Source organism: Calothrix sp. PCC 7507, assembly GCF_000316575.1.
Lineage (GTDB): Bacteria > Cyanobacteriota > Cyanobacteriia > Cyanobacteriales > Nostocaceae > Fortiea.
Genome location: NC_019682.1, coordinates 1,446,098 through 1,465,728, shown reverse-complemented (window position 1 = coordinate 1,465,728; position 19,631 = coordinate 1,446,098). Strand labels below are relative to the sequence as shown.

The window sequence follows — 19,631 nt, the reverse complement described above, 5'->3', positions numbered from 1 at the left end:
GATAGATAGAACCACTGAACCTACCAGGAGTATGTCGTCAAAATTCTACCTAATTATCTGGGTGTTTACCCCAGCCGCCTTGACTCATATCTTGCAGCATTTTCAATTTTGTAGGGTGGGCATCGCCCACCAACGCAAATACAAGGGTTCCAGGCAATGTAAGGCATAGCCCCACCCTACAAAAAATGCATTATTGCAACTGGTGCTTGATGTCAGTTGAGCGCATTTTTGCCAACCGAATAAGTGCGATCGCACAAATACCAATACTCAACAACATATCTGCATTAAATTCTTAGTTAGCAATTAGGACAAAATCAATGAAAGTGCAAACTGACAAATCACGAAAATTACTATTGCTTTTTACTTCGATAATCAGTTTAACCGGGTTCAATACCGCTGCTGCCGGAACAATCAACACTACTCAAAACATTAATTCGGTTGCTCAAGTCAAAAACGAACTTCGTGACACAATCAAAGTCTGGGATAATGCCGAAACATGTGCAGGTGCTTGTCTAGTCAGCCGCGAATTACATATCTGTAATCTAGTAGAAAACCTTGATACGCGAGTTGGCGGTAAAATTTCTAGAAGAAATATTCAGCGTCAATCCTCATCTTCATTGCGTATTGATCAATCTGACTTAAAATTCATGCGCCTCATATATAGTCAGTGTAAATCCGTTAAAGAAGAGGATTTGCCACCATACATACAGCATAATGCAAATCGAAAATATAAAAGCTTTGAACCTTCTTGTAACTCACTAGCAATAATTAGGGAAGGATTGGGAATAAATCCAAATCTGGGGGTTCATTGTAATTAAAAATTATTACGTATTTTCCTATGTCAAGTAGAGAAGGCAATGCCCACCACATAATGGTTTTGGTGGGCATTGCCCACCCTACAAATACTTAAATATTAGTAAATATGCAAAATACAAAAAATATTGTCTGTTTAATTGCTACTTTCTTGTTTATGCAATTATTCTCAAGCCTTGTAACAGCAAATAATCAACTAAATAACTACGTTACTGAGAAGAATATTAATTATCATACAGTAAATAACAATCAGCTAAAACTAAACCTTTATCAAAACAAAAAACCAGGTGAGAAACACTATATCTATTTTCCTTGACAGGTGAAATTTGTAGGAGTTGTTATTAAACCTATAGTGCTATTTGAGGGATTGATAATGGCTTGAATAGATGAAGAATTCTCTCTGACAGTTCTGTTTAATTCAGCTTCGATATCATCATCCCAATCAATCCAGCTCGTCAAAAACATTTCCACATTCTGTGGTTCTTCGGGGCGCGATGGTATTCCTCCACGTCCCTGATTGACAAATCTTACCCGTTTTGAATTACTCGGACGGATATCGCAACCTTCGCTAATTTCAACGCTACGCGGTTCACTTGGCAAATTCACTAATCCCTGAGTCGGATCGATACCAAGTGTGTTGATTTCAATCACACCATTAAGTTGGGGATTGGTTTGTGAAAAAGCTGTAATATCACTCTGTTGAGTTAGCTGTTGGCGGGATTCTAATCCCCAGACTCGCTGGGCGTCAATTTCAATAGCACCGCCTTTACCAGCAAAAGCGTTAGCAATAATGTCGCTGTTTTCTTGGGGAACAGCAACGATAAAGCCATTTCTGGCATCAATTTTGATATTGCCACCATTCCCAGGAGCCTGTCCAGTCCCAGCCGTGGTGGATATTAAGCTGTTTTGACGCATCAACAGAAAATCTTGTATTTGTAGGAGAATATTCCCACCGTTAGCTGATTTTGTTTCTGCTGTAATCGCACTTTGATTTTGCAAGCGGATAGTTCCAGCGAATATTTCGATATTTCCAGCTACTCCCGACCCTTGACTGCTGACTGTAATTACACCCTGATCTCTCAGATTTACTTGCTTGGAGAGGATAAATATATTACCACCATTCCCTGTAGCATTGACATCGGTATTAGCTAGTATGCCGCTAGCCGCACCTTGATTGGTAAACGTATCGACACCAATTTTAGTAATTGCCAAGATGCGATCGCCATAACTCAAATCACTACCAGTCAGGTTTATACTATCTGAGATGTTTAGTGTGATATTACCTGCATTGCCACTGTTGCGAGTAGAGGTAATAATTTGTCCACCGTTCGTGGTTTCTAAAGTCTGAGCATTAATTAAAATATTACCTCCACTACCTGCATTCGCAGTTAAGGCATTGATCACACCACCATCTAGAACCCGTAAAGTGGCTGTATTGACTGTAATTTTTCCTCCCCGACCAATTGAATTGGGTTCGGTATTGCTATAAAGTCCACTAGAATAGCCATCGCCAGCAACGCCAGCGACAGTTACAGTATTAGCCCGATTAATTAAAATATCTCCTGCATCTCCGCGTCCACGAGTGCCGGTAACGATGACAGCACCATTGGTTAATAATAAAGCATCAGCATTAACTATGACATTACCACCAATTCCCTGACCTGTCTGTTTGACACTGCTGAACGCACCACTGGATTGAAAAAAGCCAAATCCAGGAGTATTGTTAAAGCGTCCATCGCCATCAAAAAAAATATTATTGGCATTAATAGTTACATTACCAGCATTTCCCTTCCCAGCGGTACTACTTGTCAGGACTGCACCATTGGTTACTTTCACTGTCCCGGCTGTAACATTAACGCTACCAGCATTTCCCGTAGCTACAGAACTGACGCGACTATAAGCACCACTACTGAATACAGCGGTTGATACCTGATTAAAATTAGCAGCCTCGCCATCAAATAAGGCTGTATCACGGACAAAAACATTCACGCTACCAGCATCACCCCGCCCCACAGTACTAGCTTCTAGAATTGCCCCGTTGGTGACAGTCAGAGACTTGGCTATGATATTGAGATTACCGCCTCTACCTGTACCACCCTGGGCGATGGAACTGTAAGCGCCAGTATTAATCCCATTTGTTCCGACACCATCAAACACTACTGCATCGCTGACATTGATATTGACATTGCCGACATCGCCTTGCCCATAGGTGCCAGCAAAGATTTGAAAACCCCCGGTTACGGTGAGCGATCGCCCTGTTAAATTAATATTACCGCCCTTACCTTTGGCGTTAGCCAGCACCGCATTAGAAATAAAGCTACCAGTACCAGTCAGCATCACTGCTTCTGTAGCATTAATTTCAATATCTCCCGCCTTGCTGTTAACAGCACCCAACCCGGAAGCCATACCTGCCCTAAGGGTACTTCCTTGAGCAATATTTAAATTATGAGTGTTGATCGCAATATTACCGCCGCTGCCAGAACGGACATTAACCTGTGAACCATTTGTTAGGGAAACATCAGCGCGGACTACATCAGCAGGAAAACTCAAGCTACCATTCTGATTGAGTGTCACCGTACCTTTTTGTACTAATCCCCCTAACTCGACTCGACCTCCCGGTGCAAGGATTGTGCTACGGTCTAAATTGACGTTACCACCCACTAGCGCTAGGGTTTTATCTGGCTGCATAACTAAACGCGCCGACTGTAAACTAATAGCCCCTGGCATATTCTCGAATTCCCAGCCAATAGGAACTTTGATAGTCAATAATGGTGGTGCTTGCTGATTAGTTGCACTAAATTTTATCCCGTCAGCAAAAACCACACTGCTAGCGCTACTAGCTACAAATGAACCACTGATATCCAGTTTGGCATTAGCCCCAAAAATAATGCCTTTGGGGTTGATTAAAAACAGGTTAGCTTTTCCCAACACACCCAAGGTTCCCAAAATTTGTGAAGGATTTCCGCCTGTAACTCGGCTAATAATGTTCTCAATTCCTGTCGGATTGGTGAAGTATGCACTTCTTCCTTCGCCAATTTTAAATTCCTGAAAACTGTGGAAGAGATTTGTCGAGCGAATTGCACCACCATCAATTTTGTCAACTAGCTGATTTTGTGGTGTAACCTGAGAACGTTCACTCCCCAGGGTATTATCTGGGGTGATTTGAGCTATTGCTTTATTCCCAGCACCGGAAGCGATAATCAACAGTAAATAAGGCGTTGCAAATAAAATTAACTTATGGGGATCGTCATTTGTCATTTGTCCTATGACACTTGCGTAAGTCCTAGAAATAACAGGTAAATTGGCTTTAGTTTTAGTGTAAGTCCCCAAAGGTATATTTTGATTAAACAGATTATTTCGTGAGATGGAAAATCTCTGTACAACAGTAGTAGATGACTACACAGTATTTTGGTAATTTGAGGGAAATACTACGGTTGATATGGATAGAGGGAAAAAGGTTAATCAAGAGCGCAATTCGCCTTTGAGCTTCTTAAAGAATTTGCTCATAGCGCATTGGCGATCGCTACTACTTTTATTGATAGGAGTCTACTTACCTTTGCAGATGTTTGGCCTCTTGGCCTTGGAGGTACGGGAGAATCAAGCTGGCTTCCCCTGGGATTTGCCGATTTTGTTGGGAATTCACTCGCTCGCACAGCCGCAATTAGATATGTTTGCGGTGGTACTAACTAGGATTGGGTCGTTTTGGACGGCGTTCCCGATTTTGAGTGCGATCGCTTTGCTATTATGGCAGAGAAAAAAGTGGCGATCGCTAACTTATCTCATCACTACCGGACTCGGAAGTGCCATTATTAACCGCACTACGAAGGAAATCATGCATCGAGTGCGTCCCCAGCTTTGGGAGTCCCTCGCACCTGAGTTCGATTATGCATTTCCCAGTGGCCACGCCATGACGAGTATGACGTTGGTCATGATTTTGATCATTTTAGCTAAAAGTCACCCTTGGCGTGGGTTAGTAGTCATTTTTGGCGGTTTATATGTATTGGCGATCGCTTGGACGCGGCTTTATCTGGGCGTTCACTTTCCTAGTGATATTCTCGCAGGTTGGATGGTGGCGATCGCTTGGGCAATTGGTGTCAGTATTATCATCAAACCAAATTTAACTCCAGCCAAGCCCATTCATCATCAAACTGGGGATGAAACTTCCTTACTTCCCGAAGAAGAAACACAACTAAGTAAGCGCTAATTTATTGATGGGCTATGAGTCAGATCCCCGACTTCTTAAAGAAATCGGGGATCTGAACACTAACCCTCTTCAAACCCAGTTCCCAGTTCTTTATTTACCCCTTCTTAGCAGGCGCATTTGTCACTCGTGTATCTACAATAGCCTGCGATACATTGGGGATAAACCAGTTCACCTCACCAGTTTTGAGGATTTTAGTCCCAGCCTGATTGAATTCAATAGCTCCTGTATCTGGATTCGTCTTCAGCGCTAAGTTAGTACCGTTAGGCACTTTAATTACAACGCCACCTGTCAATTCGGGATTTTGTCCATCTTTAGTGAGAGCAACAGCTTTGGCGTCATTGGGCAGATAAATTCCCTTGCAATTCCATCTATCTTTAGTTGTTTGGCCATCACCTAAAAAGTATAATGCAGCTCCATTGGAGTATTTATCATCGTCAAGATTTGGTTCCGGTCCATAGACAGCTAGAGTCTTCCCGGTAGCATTACTACATTGCCCCCAGTCGATTCCTGACTCGAAAGCATATTTTTGCAATTCTAATTCATTGATTGTCTCTGCGATTTTCTCTGGTGTATAACCCTCTAACTCAGCTTGCGTTGCTTTGGCAGTTTGCAACTTATTTAGCTCTTGAGTTAGGGCTATGTAATCAGGATTTTTGTTAAATTTCGGGCGGTCTGCAAATGAAGGTTGAGCAAAGAGTAAACTTACTAGCAATAGCAGCACCATTGAAATGTATTTGCAGCTTTTCATGTTTTGTGTCCCAATTTTTACAAAATGCAGATTATGACTATATCTGTATACTTGTCAAGATTCTAACAAATAATACAATTAGTTATTTGTAAATAATGACTTGCTAGCACTTCAGTGTTTATTTAATAATAATTTTCAATCTTACGATACCATTTTAATCCCAACTTAACAATGTTCAATTGCTAAAAGATATTTTATACTTTTTACTTAGAAGTATAATAATAGCTTAAAAGTATAAATTCCTTTCCAGATAAGGCTTATGGGCTTTGCATGAATTTAATCCATATAATCCCGATAGAGATACAGGGTATTATTTTTAACTATTTTTTAGTAAAAATCGTTGATTATTCTCCTACGTAAACTTGAGTTATTACAATTTATTAGGTGTAAAATATCAAATATTAAGAAAATATTAAAGTTAAATTTTTACTAATACTTGATTAGGGAAAATACATGGGTTAGTATGAAATCTGTCTTTAGATATAAAACTAACGATAAGCGCAAACGAGTGATAGATATATCGACACCTACAAGTAAAAGCTAGGGTTTGCAGCAAAGGGAGATTCTACTCAAAATCTATATCAGAATCACCCATATTCCCCTCGATATATGCGCCATTCCACACCGCAAAACTGGCAACATGAAAAAAGAAATATCATCGCATCAGAGTGTTCATGGCCTAAAGCCAGATTGTCTATCATTTACAGAAGTTCTAGCCCAATCTTTTGCGGTAATTGCACCGACAACAATCCCAGCTTCTAACATTGGTTTAATTTTTGCCCTGTCAGGAAATGGCACTTGGCTAAGTTTCCTGATTGGCTTAGTAGGGCTATTATTTGTCAGCATCAATATCAACCAATTTGCTAGCCGTTCAGCTTCTCCAGGTTCCCTCTACTCTTACATCACAAAAGGCCTAGGTCCGATGGCTGGCGTTATTTGTGGCTGGAGTTTGGTACTAGCTTATTTATTGACTGGGATGTCAGTTCTCTGTGGTTTTGCTAACTTCAGCGGCATGTTGATTGGTCATTTGGGCATCCATCCTTCTAGTATTACCCTGTTAGCGATCGGTGCAGGAATTTCTTGGTATGCAGCATATAAAGATATTCAACTTTCTGCAACAGCAATGTTGTTGATGGAGGGAGTCTCCATTTTGTTGATTGCCATTTTATGCATCATCATTTGGGCACACAAAGGTTTTATGTTAGATATGTCGCAATTAACCCTACAAGGTGCAACACCTGGTAGCGTGGCGACAGGACTGGTTTTGGTAATGTTTGCTTTCTCTGGTTTTGAAAGTGCGACGTCGTTGGGTGATGAAGCGAAAAAACCATTGAAAACCATTCCTAGAGCAGTTATAGGCAGCACTATGCTGGCTGGCTTGTTCTACATTGCCACAACCTATATTGTGGTGTTGGGTTTTAGCAGCACAGGAGTCTCGATTACCCAAACAGAGGAGCCTCTGGGTTTTCTCTCTCAACAAGCGGGAGTTGGTTGGTTAGGACAATTAGTCGGTGTGGGAGCGTTATTTAGCTTCTTTGCTTGTATTCTTGGCAGTATTAATCCAGCTGCGAGGGTGTTTTTCTTGATGGCGCGCCACGGACTGTTCCATTCTTCTTTGGGTACCGCACACTCATCTAATAAAACACCCCACGTTGCAGTCACAATGTGTTCGCTAATCATGTTTTTTGTGCCTGCTGTCATGTCCCTATTTCACATCAAACTGTTTGAGAGTATGGGTTATTTGGGGGCAATTTGTAGCTACGGTTTTTTAACGGTGTACATCTTGATTTCTATTGCCGCTCCAGTTTATTTGTACAAAATTAGAAAACTCCGGCGGCGAGATGTGGTGTTCTCAGTTTTGGCAATTGGGTTCATGATTATCCCAGTTTTAGGAAGTGTGGGAATTCCTGGTAGCACACTCTTCCCAGTTCCAGATGCTCCTTATGATTTGTTTCCCTACCTGTTCTTGTTTTATCTATTCGTCACTTGTGGATGGTTCACAATCAAAAGGCTGCGTTCACCAAACCTTGTTGTGGGAATGCGCCAAGGTATTGAAGAGATTCACGCCAGATATAGCGACAGAAAAATCCCTTAACTTTTTATCTGAGCAGAAAAGCTTTCTCAATCCAAAATCTGTCTTTGAAAGTTCTGTTCGCTCTTAGCGTTGGCGAAGCCATCGCCGGAAGCCGGCGCTCAGACTTTCAGCAAAATCCACAATCCACAATCCACAATCCACAATCCACAATCCAAAACCTAAAATCCAAAATTGATATGAGTGGTTTAGTCACTGCAATTAGCACTGGAATTACAGCTTTCAGCGCCACCAACATCGATGATATGTTCATCTTGGCGCTGTTTTTCTCACAAGTCAATGAGACGTTTCGCCGTTGGCACATTATTATCGGTCAGTATTTAGGTTTCACAGTATTAGTGATTCTTAGTATTCCCGGTTTCTTTGGGGGTTTAATCATACCAAAACCTTGGATTGGGCTATTTGGCTTAGTGCCAATAGTCATTGGTATTCGTTCTTTGCTCAAGCAAGAAGAGGATGAGTTAGAGGAAGTCGAGACAGAAGTAAAGGATTCTCAACACTCATTCTTAGCCAAATTTCTCAACCTCCAAACTTACAGTGTGGCAGCGGTGACATTTGCTAATGGGACTGATAATATTAGCATTTATTTTCCTTTATTTGCCAGTAGTAGTTGGGAAAGCTTGCTGGTAATTTTAGCAGTATTTTTTCTGTTGGTAGGATGCCTATGCTATGTGGCATATAAATTAACTCACAACAGAGCGATCGCTGATATTTTAACTCGCTATGGCAATACTTTGATGCCTTTTGTTTTGATGGGATTAGGGGCTTTTATTCTCTTGGAGAGCGGTACTTTGACTCTACTAAATCTCTTGAATCGTGAATTTTTGCCTTTTTTCTAACCCTTACAAGCATTAATCATTGGCTGGCGCTGGAAGTAGCGAAAAAATTTATTAGTACTCCTGATGAAGTTTTGCCTTCACACGCCACAATGAGTTTTTTACTATCAGTATTAAGTTATAAAGCATACAAAAATTAATTTAGCATCCTGGTATACAAATAAAAAGGGGGGATTGAATTTGAATATACTAGAATTCTCTTTATTAGTTTGGACTGGCTCATTCACAGCAGGCTTACTAGGAGCCTTAACTGGATTAGGCGGTGGAGTTGTAATTGTCCCTTTATTAACTTCTGTATTTGGTGTTGATATTAGATATGCTGTCGGTGCTTCGTTAGTATCTGTAATTGCTACATCTTTAGGGGCAGCTTCTACTTACATTAAAAAAGGCTATACCAACTTGCGGCTGGGTATGTTTTTAGAAGTAGCAACAACAATTGGGGCAATTATTGGAGCTTTAATTGCTACTTTTATTACCGTAAAAGCACTGACTATTGTGCTGGCGATCGTCTTGATGTATTCAGCATACCTTTCCCAACGCCCCAGAGTGGAACAAGTTGAAAATGAGCCAGCAGATCCTATAGCAAACTATCTCCAACTCAATGGTACTTACCCAACACCGGAGGGACTGATGTCTTATCAGGTTCATTCTCTACCAACGGGGTTTAGTGTGATGTTAATAGCGGGGGTACTTTCTGGTTTGCTAGGTATTGGTTCTGGGGGATTCAAGGTATTAGCAATGGATCAATTTATGCGTCTACCTTTTAAAGTTTCTACCACTACCAGCAATTTTATGATTGGTGTGACAGCCGCAGCATCAGCAGGAGTTTACTTAACACGGGGTTATATCGATCCAGGACTATCAATGCCTGTGATGTTAGGGGTATTACCTGGGGCTTTTTTGGGTGCAAAAGTTCTTGTAGGCGCTAACACGCAAATTTTAAGAATTATCTTCAGTCTGGTGATGGTGGTCATGGCTTTGAAAATGGTCTACAACAGTCTAGTAGGGGGGCTATAAAATGTATATACTTAATTCTGGTTTTTGGACGCTTTCATCATCGATACACTCAGAAATTGAAGTAGTCGCTGTAGCTTTACAACCAGAAAATTTAGACAATAATATTGAAAAATTAGAAGAGAAACGCAATAATACAGCAACTTCAATACCTCATGGGTGTGAGATTGACAGCAACAATAATGTAACGAAAACTTTAAGTGAGCGACAATTAGAATATTTACTCAGTAACCTGCTCAAGTATGGTGTTTTAATCGCTAGTACTGTCGTATTTCTGGGAGGAGTACTATACTTAATTCACCACGGTACTGAGCCTGTAAAATATCAAGTCTTTCGAGGAGAACCATCCCAGTTTCGCTCACCAGCAGGTGTCATAAACGCAGTTTTTTCAGGCAGTCGCCGTGGCATTATTCAAATGGGACTGCTTTTATTAATTGCTACGCCTATTATGCGTGTGATAATTTCTCTCTTGGCGTTTCTCTGGCGACGAGAATTTATCTACGTTGCTGTTACTTCATTAGTATTAGCTAGTTTAACTTATAGTCTTGTAGGAGCTTATTACTAATATTTATATTAATTGCTGCTGTGATGATCTACGTTGCTCAGATTTAATAAATTTCAGGCTTATACCGTTTCTTTGTGAAGCTACATATAATTTACCTCCCGGCTACGCCGTCCTCCCTTGGTAAGCTACGGTGTATACACAAGTGACTTATTTTGCTCAAAGCGCTCTCAGACCTAACCCCCAGCCCCTTCCCTACGAGGGAAGGGGAGCCAATCTTTAAAGCCCCTCTCCGCGTCGGAGAGGGGTTTGGGGAGAGGTCTGCCGACTTGTGGTACACCGTAGCCTTGGTAAGGGGGGACTACAGGGGGGTCTGATTATGTACATCTTCATACAGAATTGGTATTAGAGGGGATTTGTTTTAATTTAAATGCTCTCCTCGCCAACTTTTATATCTTGCCTATGAACTACGTAGAAGTCCGTTAAAAAAGCTGATACTTTGTTGAATTTGCTCTGATAGATAAATTCTCACTAAGTCTAGTGTTTCTACAGGAGAACTTATTAAAAACACAGCAAAGATTAGGCTAAAGACACCCAAGAATAAAGCTAATAACCTGCCAAAGCAACCAGGATTAATTTCAACGAACCCTAATTTAGTCTGCCCTAAAACAGCAATCATCGTGAAAATAATTCCTGCTATCAAAAAGATGTTAGTTAAAGGCAAATCTGTCATATTATTTAGAACATTCATAACTATAATTATAGCCAGAATTAATTTGTCTCTAAACTATCATTAGAAATAAAAAGTTTATATTCAATAATTTGATATCATAACGGTCAAATTCCTCATAAGGAAAGCATGATTAGTATCACATTTTTACAAATCGCGTTATCCTTTCTTTAAAGTGGGATGCTCTTAAAGCACATCACCCCTCATCCCTAGAGCGTGGGGTCGTGTGGGTATTATGGAATTTCAGCCAGACTTGGTATGAGATATGAAAATTTTGCTACTCAGCGTCCACCCACCCCAAGGAGGCGGTTCCGCCTACTCCAGTCAAGAACTTGCTTGTGGATTACGTAGTCTTGGACATGATGTTCTGCACATCTCGCCTTATAAAGGGGAAGCTCTCAGAGTCGAGTATCCGGGATTACTTTGGTTCCCGGCTGACTTTCCGGCGGATTTGAGCATTAGTCCAGAGGCTAAATTAGATATTGATCGTTTTGTGCAAACGACGTATTTAAATTATGGCCCTTTCGATTGTGTCATTCTCGGTCGTGAGTCCTTTCTTTGGCATCTTCCTGCTATTCGTCAGATTCATCATCAGTCTATTTTGTTGATCTGTCGTGGCGCTTATATCAATCGTTTGGCTGCTGATGATGCGATCGCCTCGGAAATTCGTGAGCAATTGTTTGACCTTTACCGGGGGTGCGATCGCATTATATGTATAGCACGTCATCTCGTGGCATCACTCCATCATTTAACCGGAGTCACCAACACCCTGTTCTTACCTAATCCGATCAATCTTCATCTTCCTCCTACCACCTATCGACCAACACCTGGTGAATCTATCCGGTTATTGATGGCTGCTCAGATCAAATCACGGAAACGACCATTAGATGCAGTAGAAATTATGCGGATTTTGGTAGAACGCCAAGTTGATGTCCACTTAACTATTTGTGGCGATGGATCTGATATGCCAGAGATGTTAAATCTCATTAAGCGCTACAATCTAGAGGAACGCATTTGTGTGTTAGGACGTGTTGAACGGCAAGTAGTGCTAGATTGTCTCAGTCGTGTAGAAACCGTCCTACTATGTTCTGATAACGAAGGACGACCTCGTATCCTGCAAGAAGCGATCGCTGCTGGTAAAGGGGTAGTCGCTTATGATAATCCTGGTTCTCGTGAAGTAGTCGATGAATGGTCAAACCAATGGCCTCACGCTCGTCTTGTGCAAATTGGCGATGTGACAGCCGCCAGTGAGACAATCTTAGACTTAGCTAACTACTTTCGCTCTCATCCAGAAATGCTGACACCACCACAGCTACCCCAGTCTCTAGAAGTGCTTTATGAGTACGAGTCCATGCTCAAGACTTTGACTGGAATCGGAACTGCTTCTAAAACAGTTGCCATCTATTCGTGATTTTTGATACTCTATTTGTGTTTAAATTTTGGACTTTATCCTTCCACTAGCAATTTTTTATACATAAAGATACTGTACAAGTGGAACATTGACCAAATAAAATCCAAAACGGTATCACTACTGTACTGGACTTTTATTCACTTTTAATATTAAACTACACTAAGTCGATGGGAAATAGTGTGTTTTTATGGAAAGTGTCCAAAAAGTTAGCCAAGATTTAAGCTTAGTAGCAAAAACAACACCGGAGCAGTTACAACTAGCTGCTCCTGTTGAGTTGAAAAAAGCCTATTTTAAAAAACTTAGGGGTGGATTCTTTTTGATACTAGGATATTTACTATCCCCATTATGTTGGTGGAATGATCTGTTATTCAATCTGCCAATTGCTTATTTCTTTGGCTATATATGTAGTTTATTATCCCCAAAATTGCTTTTACCTTGTTCAATTATTGGTTACTGGCTCTCTAATATAGTGGGAATTCTTTTGATGCAATTTGGGTCAGCTGATATTATTCAAAAAGAATCCCCAGAGCGTAATCTTAAAAAAGAATTATTGTCAGGTTTAGTTTCTTCAACGCTTTATACCCTCGTGATTATGGTATTAATTCATTTGAAGATTATTGATACTCCCGATTTATTTTCTAATGGTTAAAGAGTAATTTAATTGGCACTGCGTTACTAATTTAATCTTCACTAGTACAAGACGGCGGAAGTAAGCCGAGTATTATATGGGATAATTAAGTCAGTAGATGAAAAGCTTTGTTTGGTGACAAAGAATCAGGGTATGGCAAGATTAGCTCCAAAAGAATTAAGTTTGAGTGATAGTGAGCAGAATGAACTACAAGAGTTGATAAAGGGACATAAGACAGCACAGCAAATCGTCATCCGAGCCAAAATTATTCTTCTGGCATCATCAGGGAAAAATAACGGCGAAATTGCTCGAATATTAGAGATTAGTCTAGATATGACTCGTTTATGGCGAAAGCGATGGTTGGAGACAGAGGGAGCAAAATTATCAGCTTTTCAAAGATTACAAGATCAAGAGCGTACTGGCGCACCAGTAAAATTTAGCATGGAACAAGTAATAGAGTTGTTTGCGCTTGCCTGTTCGCCGCCAGAAGATTACGGTCGGACAATAAGTCACTGGACATCTAGAGAACTGACAGATGAAATTACAAAACAAGGGATTATCGAAAGTATATCTGTTCGCCATGTGGGAAGACTATTAGAAGAAGCTCAATTGAAGCCACACCAAAGTCGGTACTGGCTGACTCCCCCCCCCTGGATGAAAAATTTGATGCAAAAGTTGAAGATATTACAGATTTGTATTTAAATGCGATTGACCGTCATCTAAAGGGGGAACGCACAATATCTATTGATGAGATGACAGGTATTCAAGCTACTGAGCGCATAGAAAAAGACTTACCAATGCGACCGGGCAAAGTTGAAAGAAGGGAATTTGAATATATTCGTCACGGTACGCAAACCTTGATAGCCAGTTTCGATGTTGCCACTGGTCAAATTATCAGACCAACTTGTGGAGATTCCAGAACAGAAGTTGATTTTATCTTTCATATTCATCAAACTATTGCCACTGACCCCAATGCGAAAAAATGGCATTTAATTATGGATTGCCTGAACACTCATCAATCGGAGTCCTTAGTTCGTTTTGTTGCACAAATTGAAGGTTTAAACATCAACCTTGGCATTAAGGGTAAAAGTGGCATCCTCAAATCAATGAAATCTCGTGCAGCTTTTTTAAGTGACCCCACACATCAAATCGTTTTCCATTACACACCACTACATTCTTCTTGGCTCAACCAAATTGAAATTTGGTTTAGTATTTTGGTACGGAAGTTACTAAGAAGAGCCAGTTTCCAGAGTCAGGATGATCTCAAAACTAGAATTCTTGCTTTTATTGACTACTTTAATCAAACAATGGCTAAACCTTTCAAGTGGACATATAAGGGTAAAGTTTTGGCTGTTTAATACTCGGTTTATTTCCGCCGTCCTGTACTAGCTTTAAATAAATCGCCTAAATTCCAGAATTTTGGGCTTTCTTTACCAACAATTACTGGTAGCTTACCATTCCATTTGTTTATTGCTTCCCTTTGTAGGATATCTGGTGTCAAACTGTCACGTAATAACCTGTTTGCCTCAGCCTCTCCTTTTGCTAGATTAACTTTTGCTTCGGCCTGTTTTGATGCTTTAAGCGCGATGAACTCTGCCCGTTTCGCTTCTTGTTCAGCAATTTGTTTTGTTTCTACAGCTTCGCTAAATCGTTCAGAAAAATGCACATGAACAAGGGAAATATCATCAACAGCAATGTGATAGTTACCTAGTCGTGTGCTTAGATCATTATCTACTCCGCTTTTTACTTCTTTCCGTTTAGTAATTATTTCTTCAGCAGTATATTTTGCTATTACTGCTTTTAATACTTCTTCAATTGCTGGATTAATAATTCGTTGAATGATAGCTTCTTCATCGCCAATCTGTTGAAAAATGGCGTTAGTTTCCTCTGGAAGGATATGCCAGTTGAGTGCTACTTGTGTGAAGACATCCTGCAGATCCTTTGAGGAAGCCTCGGCAGATATTTCTTGATTTTGCACGCGGACACTCAATTTTTTCACAGTATTGACTACAGGAATAATTAAATGAATTCCCTCTCCTAATATTCTGTCTTGCACTTTACCGAACTCCATGATTACGCCGCGTTCCCCAGCGTTAACAATTACAAACGGAGTTAAAAATATAGTGAGCAATAATAAAAGTGCCGTCAGTTTACCAGCATTATTAAAAGCTTTGTTTTGTTTCATCACTATCTGAAAAATAGAGACTTTCTGCAAGCTTACCAGCAAGTTAAGAGCCAGTATTTGCTTTACTAGTTGGTTCTACGTTAGATCCAATCCCACTGATAAATATGCCATCTAATGAGACAGCATCTTTCACAGGCACAATAATATTACCTCCATTCTCGATAAATGTAAGTATTATCAACCAATCCAGAGAGCTATGAAGTTTATTTTATCTGCATCTTAGCTATTTTGACTATCTTAAAATTCAGGCGATCGCTCTAACTGAACCGTACTGTATTTTCTCAGCACTATTTATATTTACTGGCTTTAATTTATATCTTTTAACTTATTCCACAATTCAAGTGCAGAAATATGACTAATACCAGCAAATTGTGCATCTGCTGTTTCTATCACAATCCATTCTCCACTTTCTATTTGCCCAATATCAATTGCTATATAGGGAACACTCAGGCGTTCAGCAGCTAAGACTGCTAAGTTTAGTACTTGTATTTCTTCTTGTTTTGATAACTTGCTCAGTTCATCTTGCCCATCCCAATAATATCCATATTTTAATCATAAAAGAGTGGGCAATACCCACCCTTCTTAATTTAACCTTTTACACACATAACTTGTTTGAGTGTAGCTACAACTTCAACCAAGTCTGATTGATTCTGCATTACTTGATCTATAGGCTTATAAGCACCAGGAATCTCATCTAATACACCTTCATCTTTGCGGCATTCTACACCTTTGGTTTGCTCAATCAAATCATCGAGTGTGTAGACGTTTTTTGCCTTATTTCTCGACAATAAACGCCCAGCACCATGAGAGCAAGAACAGAAACTGTGAACATTACCTTTACCTTTAACGATGAAAGATTTTGTCCCCATTGAACCAGGAATAATGCCATAATCTTCAGTTTGGGCGCGGACTGCACCTTTACGAGTTACATACACATCTTCGCCAAAATGCACTTCTTTTTCAGCGTAATTGTGATGACAATTGACTTGTAATAGAGGCTTAGTTGCCTTGCCACCTATCAGATGTTTTTCTATGATGTGTTTAAATCGCGCCATCATCACATCACGATTGACACGGGCATAATTTTGTGACCACTGCAAATCATTCCAGTATGCTTGGAATTCTGGAGTACCAGCTACAAAATAGGCTAAATCAGGGTCAGGTAAGTTATTGCCTGCCATCTTAGCTAAATCTCTAGCTGTGTGAATATGGCATTGTGCTAGTTTATTACCGATGTTGCGCGAACCTGAATGCAACATCAGCCAAACTTGGTTCTCTGTATCGAGGCATACCTCGATGAAGTGATTCAATTTGTTACTGATTGCTTGCTGACTTTATTTAGTCTCCACAGCCTTAGTTCAACACTGTTTTGACTTCTGCCTAGCACTTTCATCGAACACTCAATGAAAGTTACAATCGATCAAGTCATTTCTGCTTGATTCTATACCTTCAGATTCGGTATAGTTCGGAGCACACCTTCATCCTAAACAATTAGGATGCCCAAGTCCCTCTGCTCTCTACGGGGCGTTTTACCGCTTCCCTCGGTATTAGCAAGTAAATCTTTTTTTGTGTAATTATATCACCGACGATCAAGACCGAAGTATATAAAAAATTTACTATTTCTCAGCTTTCACCGATTTGGACGAGTTTTGATTACTGTATTACTACAGTAAGGGGCAATCTTTCACCCCCACCAAGAGAACCCATTTGTTTCATTGCTTTGCCTTGCAGGTCTTGTACACCTCGATGCAAGTTTTTAAAATCACTCCAGTGTTGCCAGTTAGTGACAGATTTTTCAACGTCTTTATTTTCGTTGAAACCAGTAGGAATTGCTGCTTCAATATCCAAGCGAATTTTTTTCAGTTTACCTTCTAGTTGATCTGCAGTAAATGATGTTTTGATAGCACTCATCCCGCAACCAATATCCACACCCACAGCCGCTGGTATGATTGCTTCTTTTGTTGCTAATACAGAACCTACTAATGCACCTTTACCTAAATGAACATCGGGCATTAATGCTACATGTTTGAACACAAATGGCAATGATGCTACATTCTTTGCCATCTTGGTTTCTTCGTGTCCTAAAGGGTGATTTGCCCAAGATAAGACTGGCTTTGGTGTGGTAATTTCTAACTTTTCGTAGGGCATAGTTTTATTGTTTTTGGAATCTATTTAGAGTGATTTCTCGGTGAAAAGGCGATGTTTTGACTAGTTATAGTAATTGACATTTTGAGTTTTCGTCCAGCTAAAGAACTGCTCTTAGGGTGTAGTTGATTTTGTATTACAATTGTAGTGCGAAATCTTGATGACTGACAACTAATGTATTCTGTTTGTTTTATTTGTCACTCCAGTTGCTCCAGATATGCCAGGAATATATTAAAATTTGTAAATAATATGACTGTGGTTTAAATAGCCCATCAACTCAAAGCAAATCCCATGACAGAGCGCCAAAATACAATCTGGGAAAAGTTTTTATCCCCTGTGGTAGGTCTTTTGATTGATGAAGAGGGCTTAAAACGCTATGCTTTGAGTGTTGACTGGGAAAAAGAGGGCGATCGCTTCCACAGATTAGATGTTGAAATTCCCGCATACTACAGTAACTACAAATTTCGCGGGATTGAGGGTGGATATCTCAACCCGCAAGCAGTAGTTAACTACGATTCTGTCACCCAATATCTGCTACCTCCCAACGAAACCCTAGTCCGTCAGGCGTTAATAGATACAATCAAGGTACAACCAAGACGCATACTCGATTTGGGTTGCGGCACAGGTTCCACAACCTTAATGTTAAAGCAAGCTTTCCCTCAAGCAGAAGTCATTGGCTTAGACTTATCGCCTTACATGTTAGTCAGAGCAGAACACAAAGCCACAAGCGCTGATTTAAACATCCTCTGGCGACATGGAAATGCTCAGAGAACGGCTTTACCTCAGGGTTCTTTTGACTTAGTCACAGTTTCTTTGCTATTACGTGAAATTCCATCTGTAGTTTCCCAGGCTATTCTACAGGAAAGCTTCCGGTTGTTAGTAGTGGGTGGGCAAATATTAATTTTAGATAGCAATCAAAAGACCCTGCTTCAGTTAGAATGGCTCAAGGAAGTTTTTGAGGAACCATATCTTCGTGAGTACGCCACTCTCAACCTAGATGAGAGTATGGGTAAAGCCGGGTTTAAAGCTGTGCAAACCCATGATGTTTGGTGGATACATCAGGTAACTAGCGGCGTAAAACCCATTTATCGAGAAGATTTGACTACCTATAAAAATGTTCGGCAGTACGTACCAACATCGACAGATAATACAGTAGATCATAATTTGGGGGGACTTGAAACCCCGGTTTTTGGCATAAGGGCATGAGTTTAAAGGCAGTTTTATTTGATTTTAATGGTGTCATCATTAACGATGAGCGAATCCACCTCAAATTAATAGATGAGATTCTCATTGAGGAAAATCTCCAACCCCAAAAGATGAATGAGCTTCAAGCTTCTTTAGGACGCAGCGACAGTGTTTGTTTTCAAGAACTACTCGCAACTCGCGGTAGAGTGGCCAGTGAAGACTATTTAACTCAGCTGCTGAACCGCAAAGCACAAGGATATGCCCTAGAACTAGAGAAAATCGAAAAACTACCTTTATATACGGGTTTAGATGACTTAATATTTCAAGTGCGTTCAAAGAATTTGAAACTAGGGCTAGTCAGCGGCGCGATTCGCCAAGAAATAGAATTAGTACTTAATCGTGCCAAACTAACTGAATATTTTAACATCATCGTAGCAGGTGATGACATCACTACCAGTAAACCAGACCCGTCTGGCTACCTCCTAGCAGTGGAACGCCTAAATCAGGAATATCCTGACTTACATCTGCAGCCACAAGAGTGTCTGGCGATTGAAGATACTCCAGCAGGTATAGCAGCAGCCAAGAAAGCTACTATGCCAGTAGTTGGGGTAGCAAATACTTACCCATTCCACATGCTCCAGCGCTGTTGTAACTGGACTGTGGATTATTTAAGTGATTTAGAACTAGAAAGGGTACACGAAGTATTCGCTCGCCGAGACCTTCAGCCTATGATATCTGATGTTAGAATATGATGTGCAAGGGGTGTTGAGCGAATAAGTGAGATTTTGCTTGGCTGTTTAAGGGGAATTAGCTCAGTTGGTAGAGTGCTGCGATCGCACCGCAGAGGTCAGGGGTTCGAGTCTCCTATTCTCCATTCCAGCCAGCGAGGTCCAGGTCTCTAGTTTGTCCTAAACTGTCCTAATGCTGTCCTAATATTACCTGACCCTTATGACATCCACAATAAGCTGTTTATGAAGTTTTGTTAAACTAGCCAGCCCCAGTTTGTTAAGCCTCCACAACTTTAACAAACCGACTGATTGGTTTGTTAAACTCTATAACTTTGTTAAACAGACTGATTGGTCTGTTTGTTAAACCTCCATAACTTTTAAAAATAGCATTAATTTGTTAAGCCACCTCA

At 40.4% G+C, this 19,631-nt stretch carries 17 protein-coding genes, 1 tRNA gene and 2 pseudogenes; 13 read left to right on the top strand and 7 right to left on the bottom strand.

The features are described 5' to 3' along the window. The first annotated feature begins 317 nt into the window (after positions 1 to 317). Positions 318 to 818, top strand: a complete 501-nt coding sequence (locus CAL7507_RS06490) for a hypothetical protein (protein WP_015127648.1) — start codon at positions 318 to 320, stop codon at positions 816 to 818. A gap of 298 nt (positions 819 to 1,116) precedes the next feature. On the opposite strand, the gene CAL7507_RS06480 is transcribed toward CAL7507_RS06490, so the two are convergent. Next, a complete protein-coding gene (locus CAL7507_RS06480; RefSeq protein WP_015127646.1) occupies positions 1,117 to 4,071 on the bottom strand; it encodes an S-layer family protein in 2,955 nt (984 codons plus the stop codon). A gap of 181 nt (positions 4,072 to 4,252) precedes the next feature. On the opposite strand from CAL7507_RS06480, the gene CAL7507_RS06475 reads away from it, so the two are divergent. Continuing rightward, complete coding sequence (locus CAL7507_RS06475) at positions 4,253 to 5,017, top strand: phosphatase PAP2 family protein (protein WP_015127645.1); 765 nt, start codon at positions 4,253 to 4,255, stop codon at positions 5,015 to 5,017. Positions 5,018 to 5,111: 94 nt separating this feature from the next. Here the strand turns inward: CAL7507_RS06475 and CAL7507_RS06470 are convergent, their stop codons facing one another. Then, complete coding sequence (locus tag CAL7507_RS06470; RefSeq protein WP_042341220.1) at positions 5,112 to 5,765, bottom strand: hypothetical protein; 654 nt, start codon at positions 5,763 to 5,765, stop codon at positions 5,112 to 5,114. A 640-nt stretch (positions 5,766 to 6,405) separates the two neighbouring features. Here CAL7507_RS06470 and CAL7507_RS06465 point away from each other — a divergent pair. The 4 genes from CAL7507_RS06465 to CAL7507_RS06450 all read left to right on the top strand — a co-directional run bounded on the left by CAL7507_RS06465 (position 6,406) and on the right by CAL7507_RS06450 (position 10,272). Next, entirely contained in the window at positions 6,406 to 7,860 is a 1,455-nt protein-coding gene (locus tag CAL7507_RS06465; protein ID WP_015127643.1) for an APC family permease, read from the top strand. Between the two features lie 176 nt (positions 7,861 to 8,036). Continuing rightward, a complete protein-coding gene (locus CAL7507_RS06460) occupies positions 8,037 to 8,696 on the top strand; it encodes a cadmium resistance transporter (protein ID WP_015127642.1) in 660 nt (219 codons plus the stop codon). Between the two features lie 177 nt (positions 8,697 to 8,873). Then, positions 8,874 to 9,710, top strand: a complete 837-nt coding sequence (locus CAL7507_RS06455) for a sulfite exporter TauE/SafE family protein (protein WP_015127641.1) — start codon at positions 8,874 to 8,876, stop codon at positions 9,708 to 9,710. A 1-nt stretch (position 9,711) separates the two neighbouring features. After that, positions 9,712 to 10,272 carry a DUF1634 domain-containing protein gene (locus CAL7507_RS06450; RefSeq protein WP_015127640.1) on the top strand — a complete coding sequence of 187 codons (561 nt, stop codon included), beginning with the start codon at positions 9,712 to 9,714 and terminating at the stop codon, positions 10,270 to 10,272. 397 nt (positions 10,273 to 10,669) lie between these two features. On the opposite strand, the gene CAL7507_RS06445 is transcribed toward CAL7507_RS06450, so the two are convergent. Continuing rightward, positions 10,670 to 10,960 (bottom strand): hypothetical protein, encoded by a 291-nt coding sequence (locus CAL7507_RS06445; RefSeq protein ID WP_015127639.1) that lies wholly within the window; start codon positions 10,958 to 10,960, stop codon positions 10,670 to 10,672. A 244-nt stretch (positions 10,961 to 11,204) separates the two neighbouring features. Here CAL7507_RS06445 and CAL7507_RS06440 point away from each other — a divergent pair, with 244 nt between their 5' ends. From CAL7507_RS06440 to CAL7507_RS06425, 4 genes are all read left to right on the top strand, one after another. After that, a complete protein-coding gene (locus CAL7507_RS06440; RefSeq protein ID WP_015127638.1) occupies positions 11,205 to 12,350 on the top strand; it encodes a glycosyltransferase family 4 protein in 1,146 nt (381 codons plus the stop codon). Positions 12,351 to 12,537: 187 nt separating this feature from the next. Further along, positions 12,538 to 12,999 (top strand): hypothetical protein, encoded by a 462-nt coding sequence (locus CAL7507_RS06435; protein ID WP_015127637.1) that lies wholly within the window; start codon positions 12,538 to 12,540, stop codon positions 12,997 to 12,999. Between the two features lie 132 nt (positions 13,000 to 13,131). Further along, positions 13,132 to 13,680, top strand: coding sequence for a helix-turn-helix domain-containing protein (locus CAL7507_RS06430; protein ID WP_042341219.1), 549 nt, complete (start codon positions 13,132 to 13,134; stop codon positions 13,678 to 13,680). Then, on the top strand, positions 13,671 to 14,336 hold the full coding sequence (locus tag CAL7507_RS06425; RefSeq protein WP_236556786.1) for a transposase: 666 nt from the start codon (positions 13,671 to 13,673) through the stop codon (positions 14,334 to 14,336). Before CAL7507_RS06430 ends, CAL7507_RS06425 begins: the two co-directional genes overlap by 10 nt. 8 nt (positions 14,337 to 14,344) lie before the next feature. Here the strand turns inward: CAL7507_RS06425 and CAL7507_RS06420 are convergent, their stop codons facing one another. The 4 genes and pseudogenes from CAL7507_RS06420 to CAL7507_RS06410 all read right to left on the bottom strand — a co-directional run bounded on the left by CAL7507_RS06420 (position 14,345) and on the right by CAL7507_RS06410 (position 17,311). Further along, entirely contained in the window at positions 14,345 to 15,163 is an 819-nt protein-coding gene (locus tag CAL7507_RS06420; RefSeq protein ID WP_015127636.1) for a prohibitin family protein, read from the bottom strand. 306 nt (positions 15,164 to 15,469) lie between these two features. Next, positions 15,470 to 15,697: pseudogene (locus CAL7507_RS33635) on the bottom strand (ATP-grasp domain-containing protein); the annotation flags it as partial. Positions 15,698 to 15,750: 53 nt separating this feature from the next. Beyond that, a pseudogene (locus tag CAL7507_RS06415) lies at positions 15,751 to 16,470 on the bottom strand (RtcB family protein); the annotation flags it as partial. Positions 16,471 to 16,816: 346 nt separating this feature from the next. Then, positions 16,817 to 17,311, bottom strand: a complete 495-nt coding sequence (locus CAL7507_RS06410; protein WP_369750877.1) for an RtcB family protein — start codon at positions 17,309 to 17,311, stop codon at positions 16,817 to 16,819. 288 nt (positions 17,312 to 17,599) lie between these two features. On the opposite strand from CAL7507_RS06410, the gene CAL7507_RS06405 reads away from it, so the two are divergent. The 3 genes from CAL7507_RS06405 (at position 17,600) to CAL7507_RS06395 (ending at position 19,367) form a co-directional block, all read left to right on the top strand. Beyond that, complete coding sequence (locus CAL7507_RS06405; protein WP_015127635.1) at positions 17,600 to 18,514, top strand: class I SAM-dependent methyltransferase; 915 nt, start codon at positions 17,600 to 17,602, stop codon at positions 18,512 to 18,514. Then, positions 18,511 to 19,245, top strand: coding sequence for an HAD family phosphatase (locus tag CAL7507_RS06400; RefSeq protein WP_015127634.1), 735 nt, complete (start codon positions 18,511 to 18,513; stop codon positions 19,243 to 19,245). Before CAL7507_RS06405 ends, CAL7507_RS06400 begins: the two co-directional genes overlap by 4 nt. A gap of 49 nt (positions 19,246 to 19,294) precedes the next feature. Beyond that, positions 19,295 to 19,367: transfer RNA gene (locus tag CAL7507_RS06395), tRNA-Ala, on the top strand. Positions 19,368 to 19,631 lie beyond the last annotated feature (264 nt).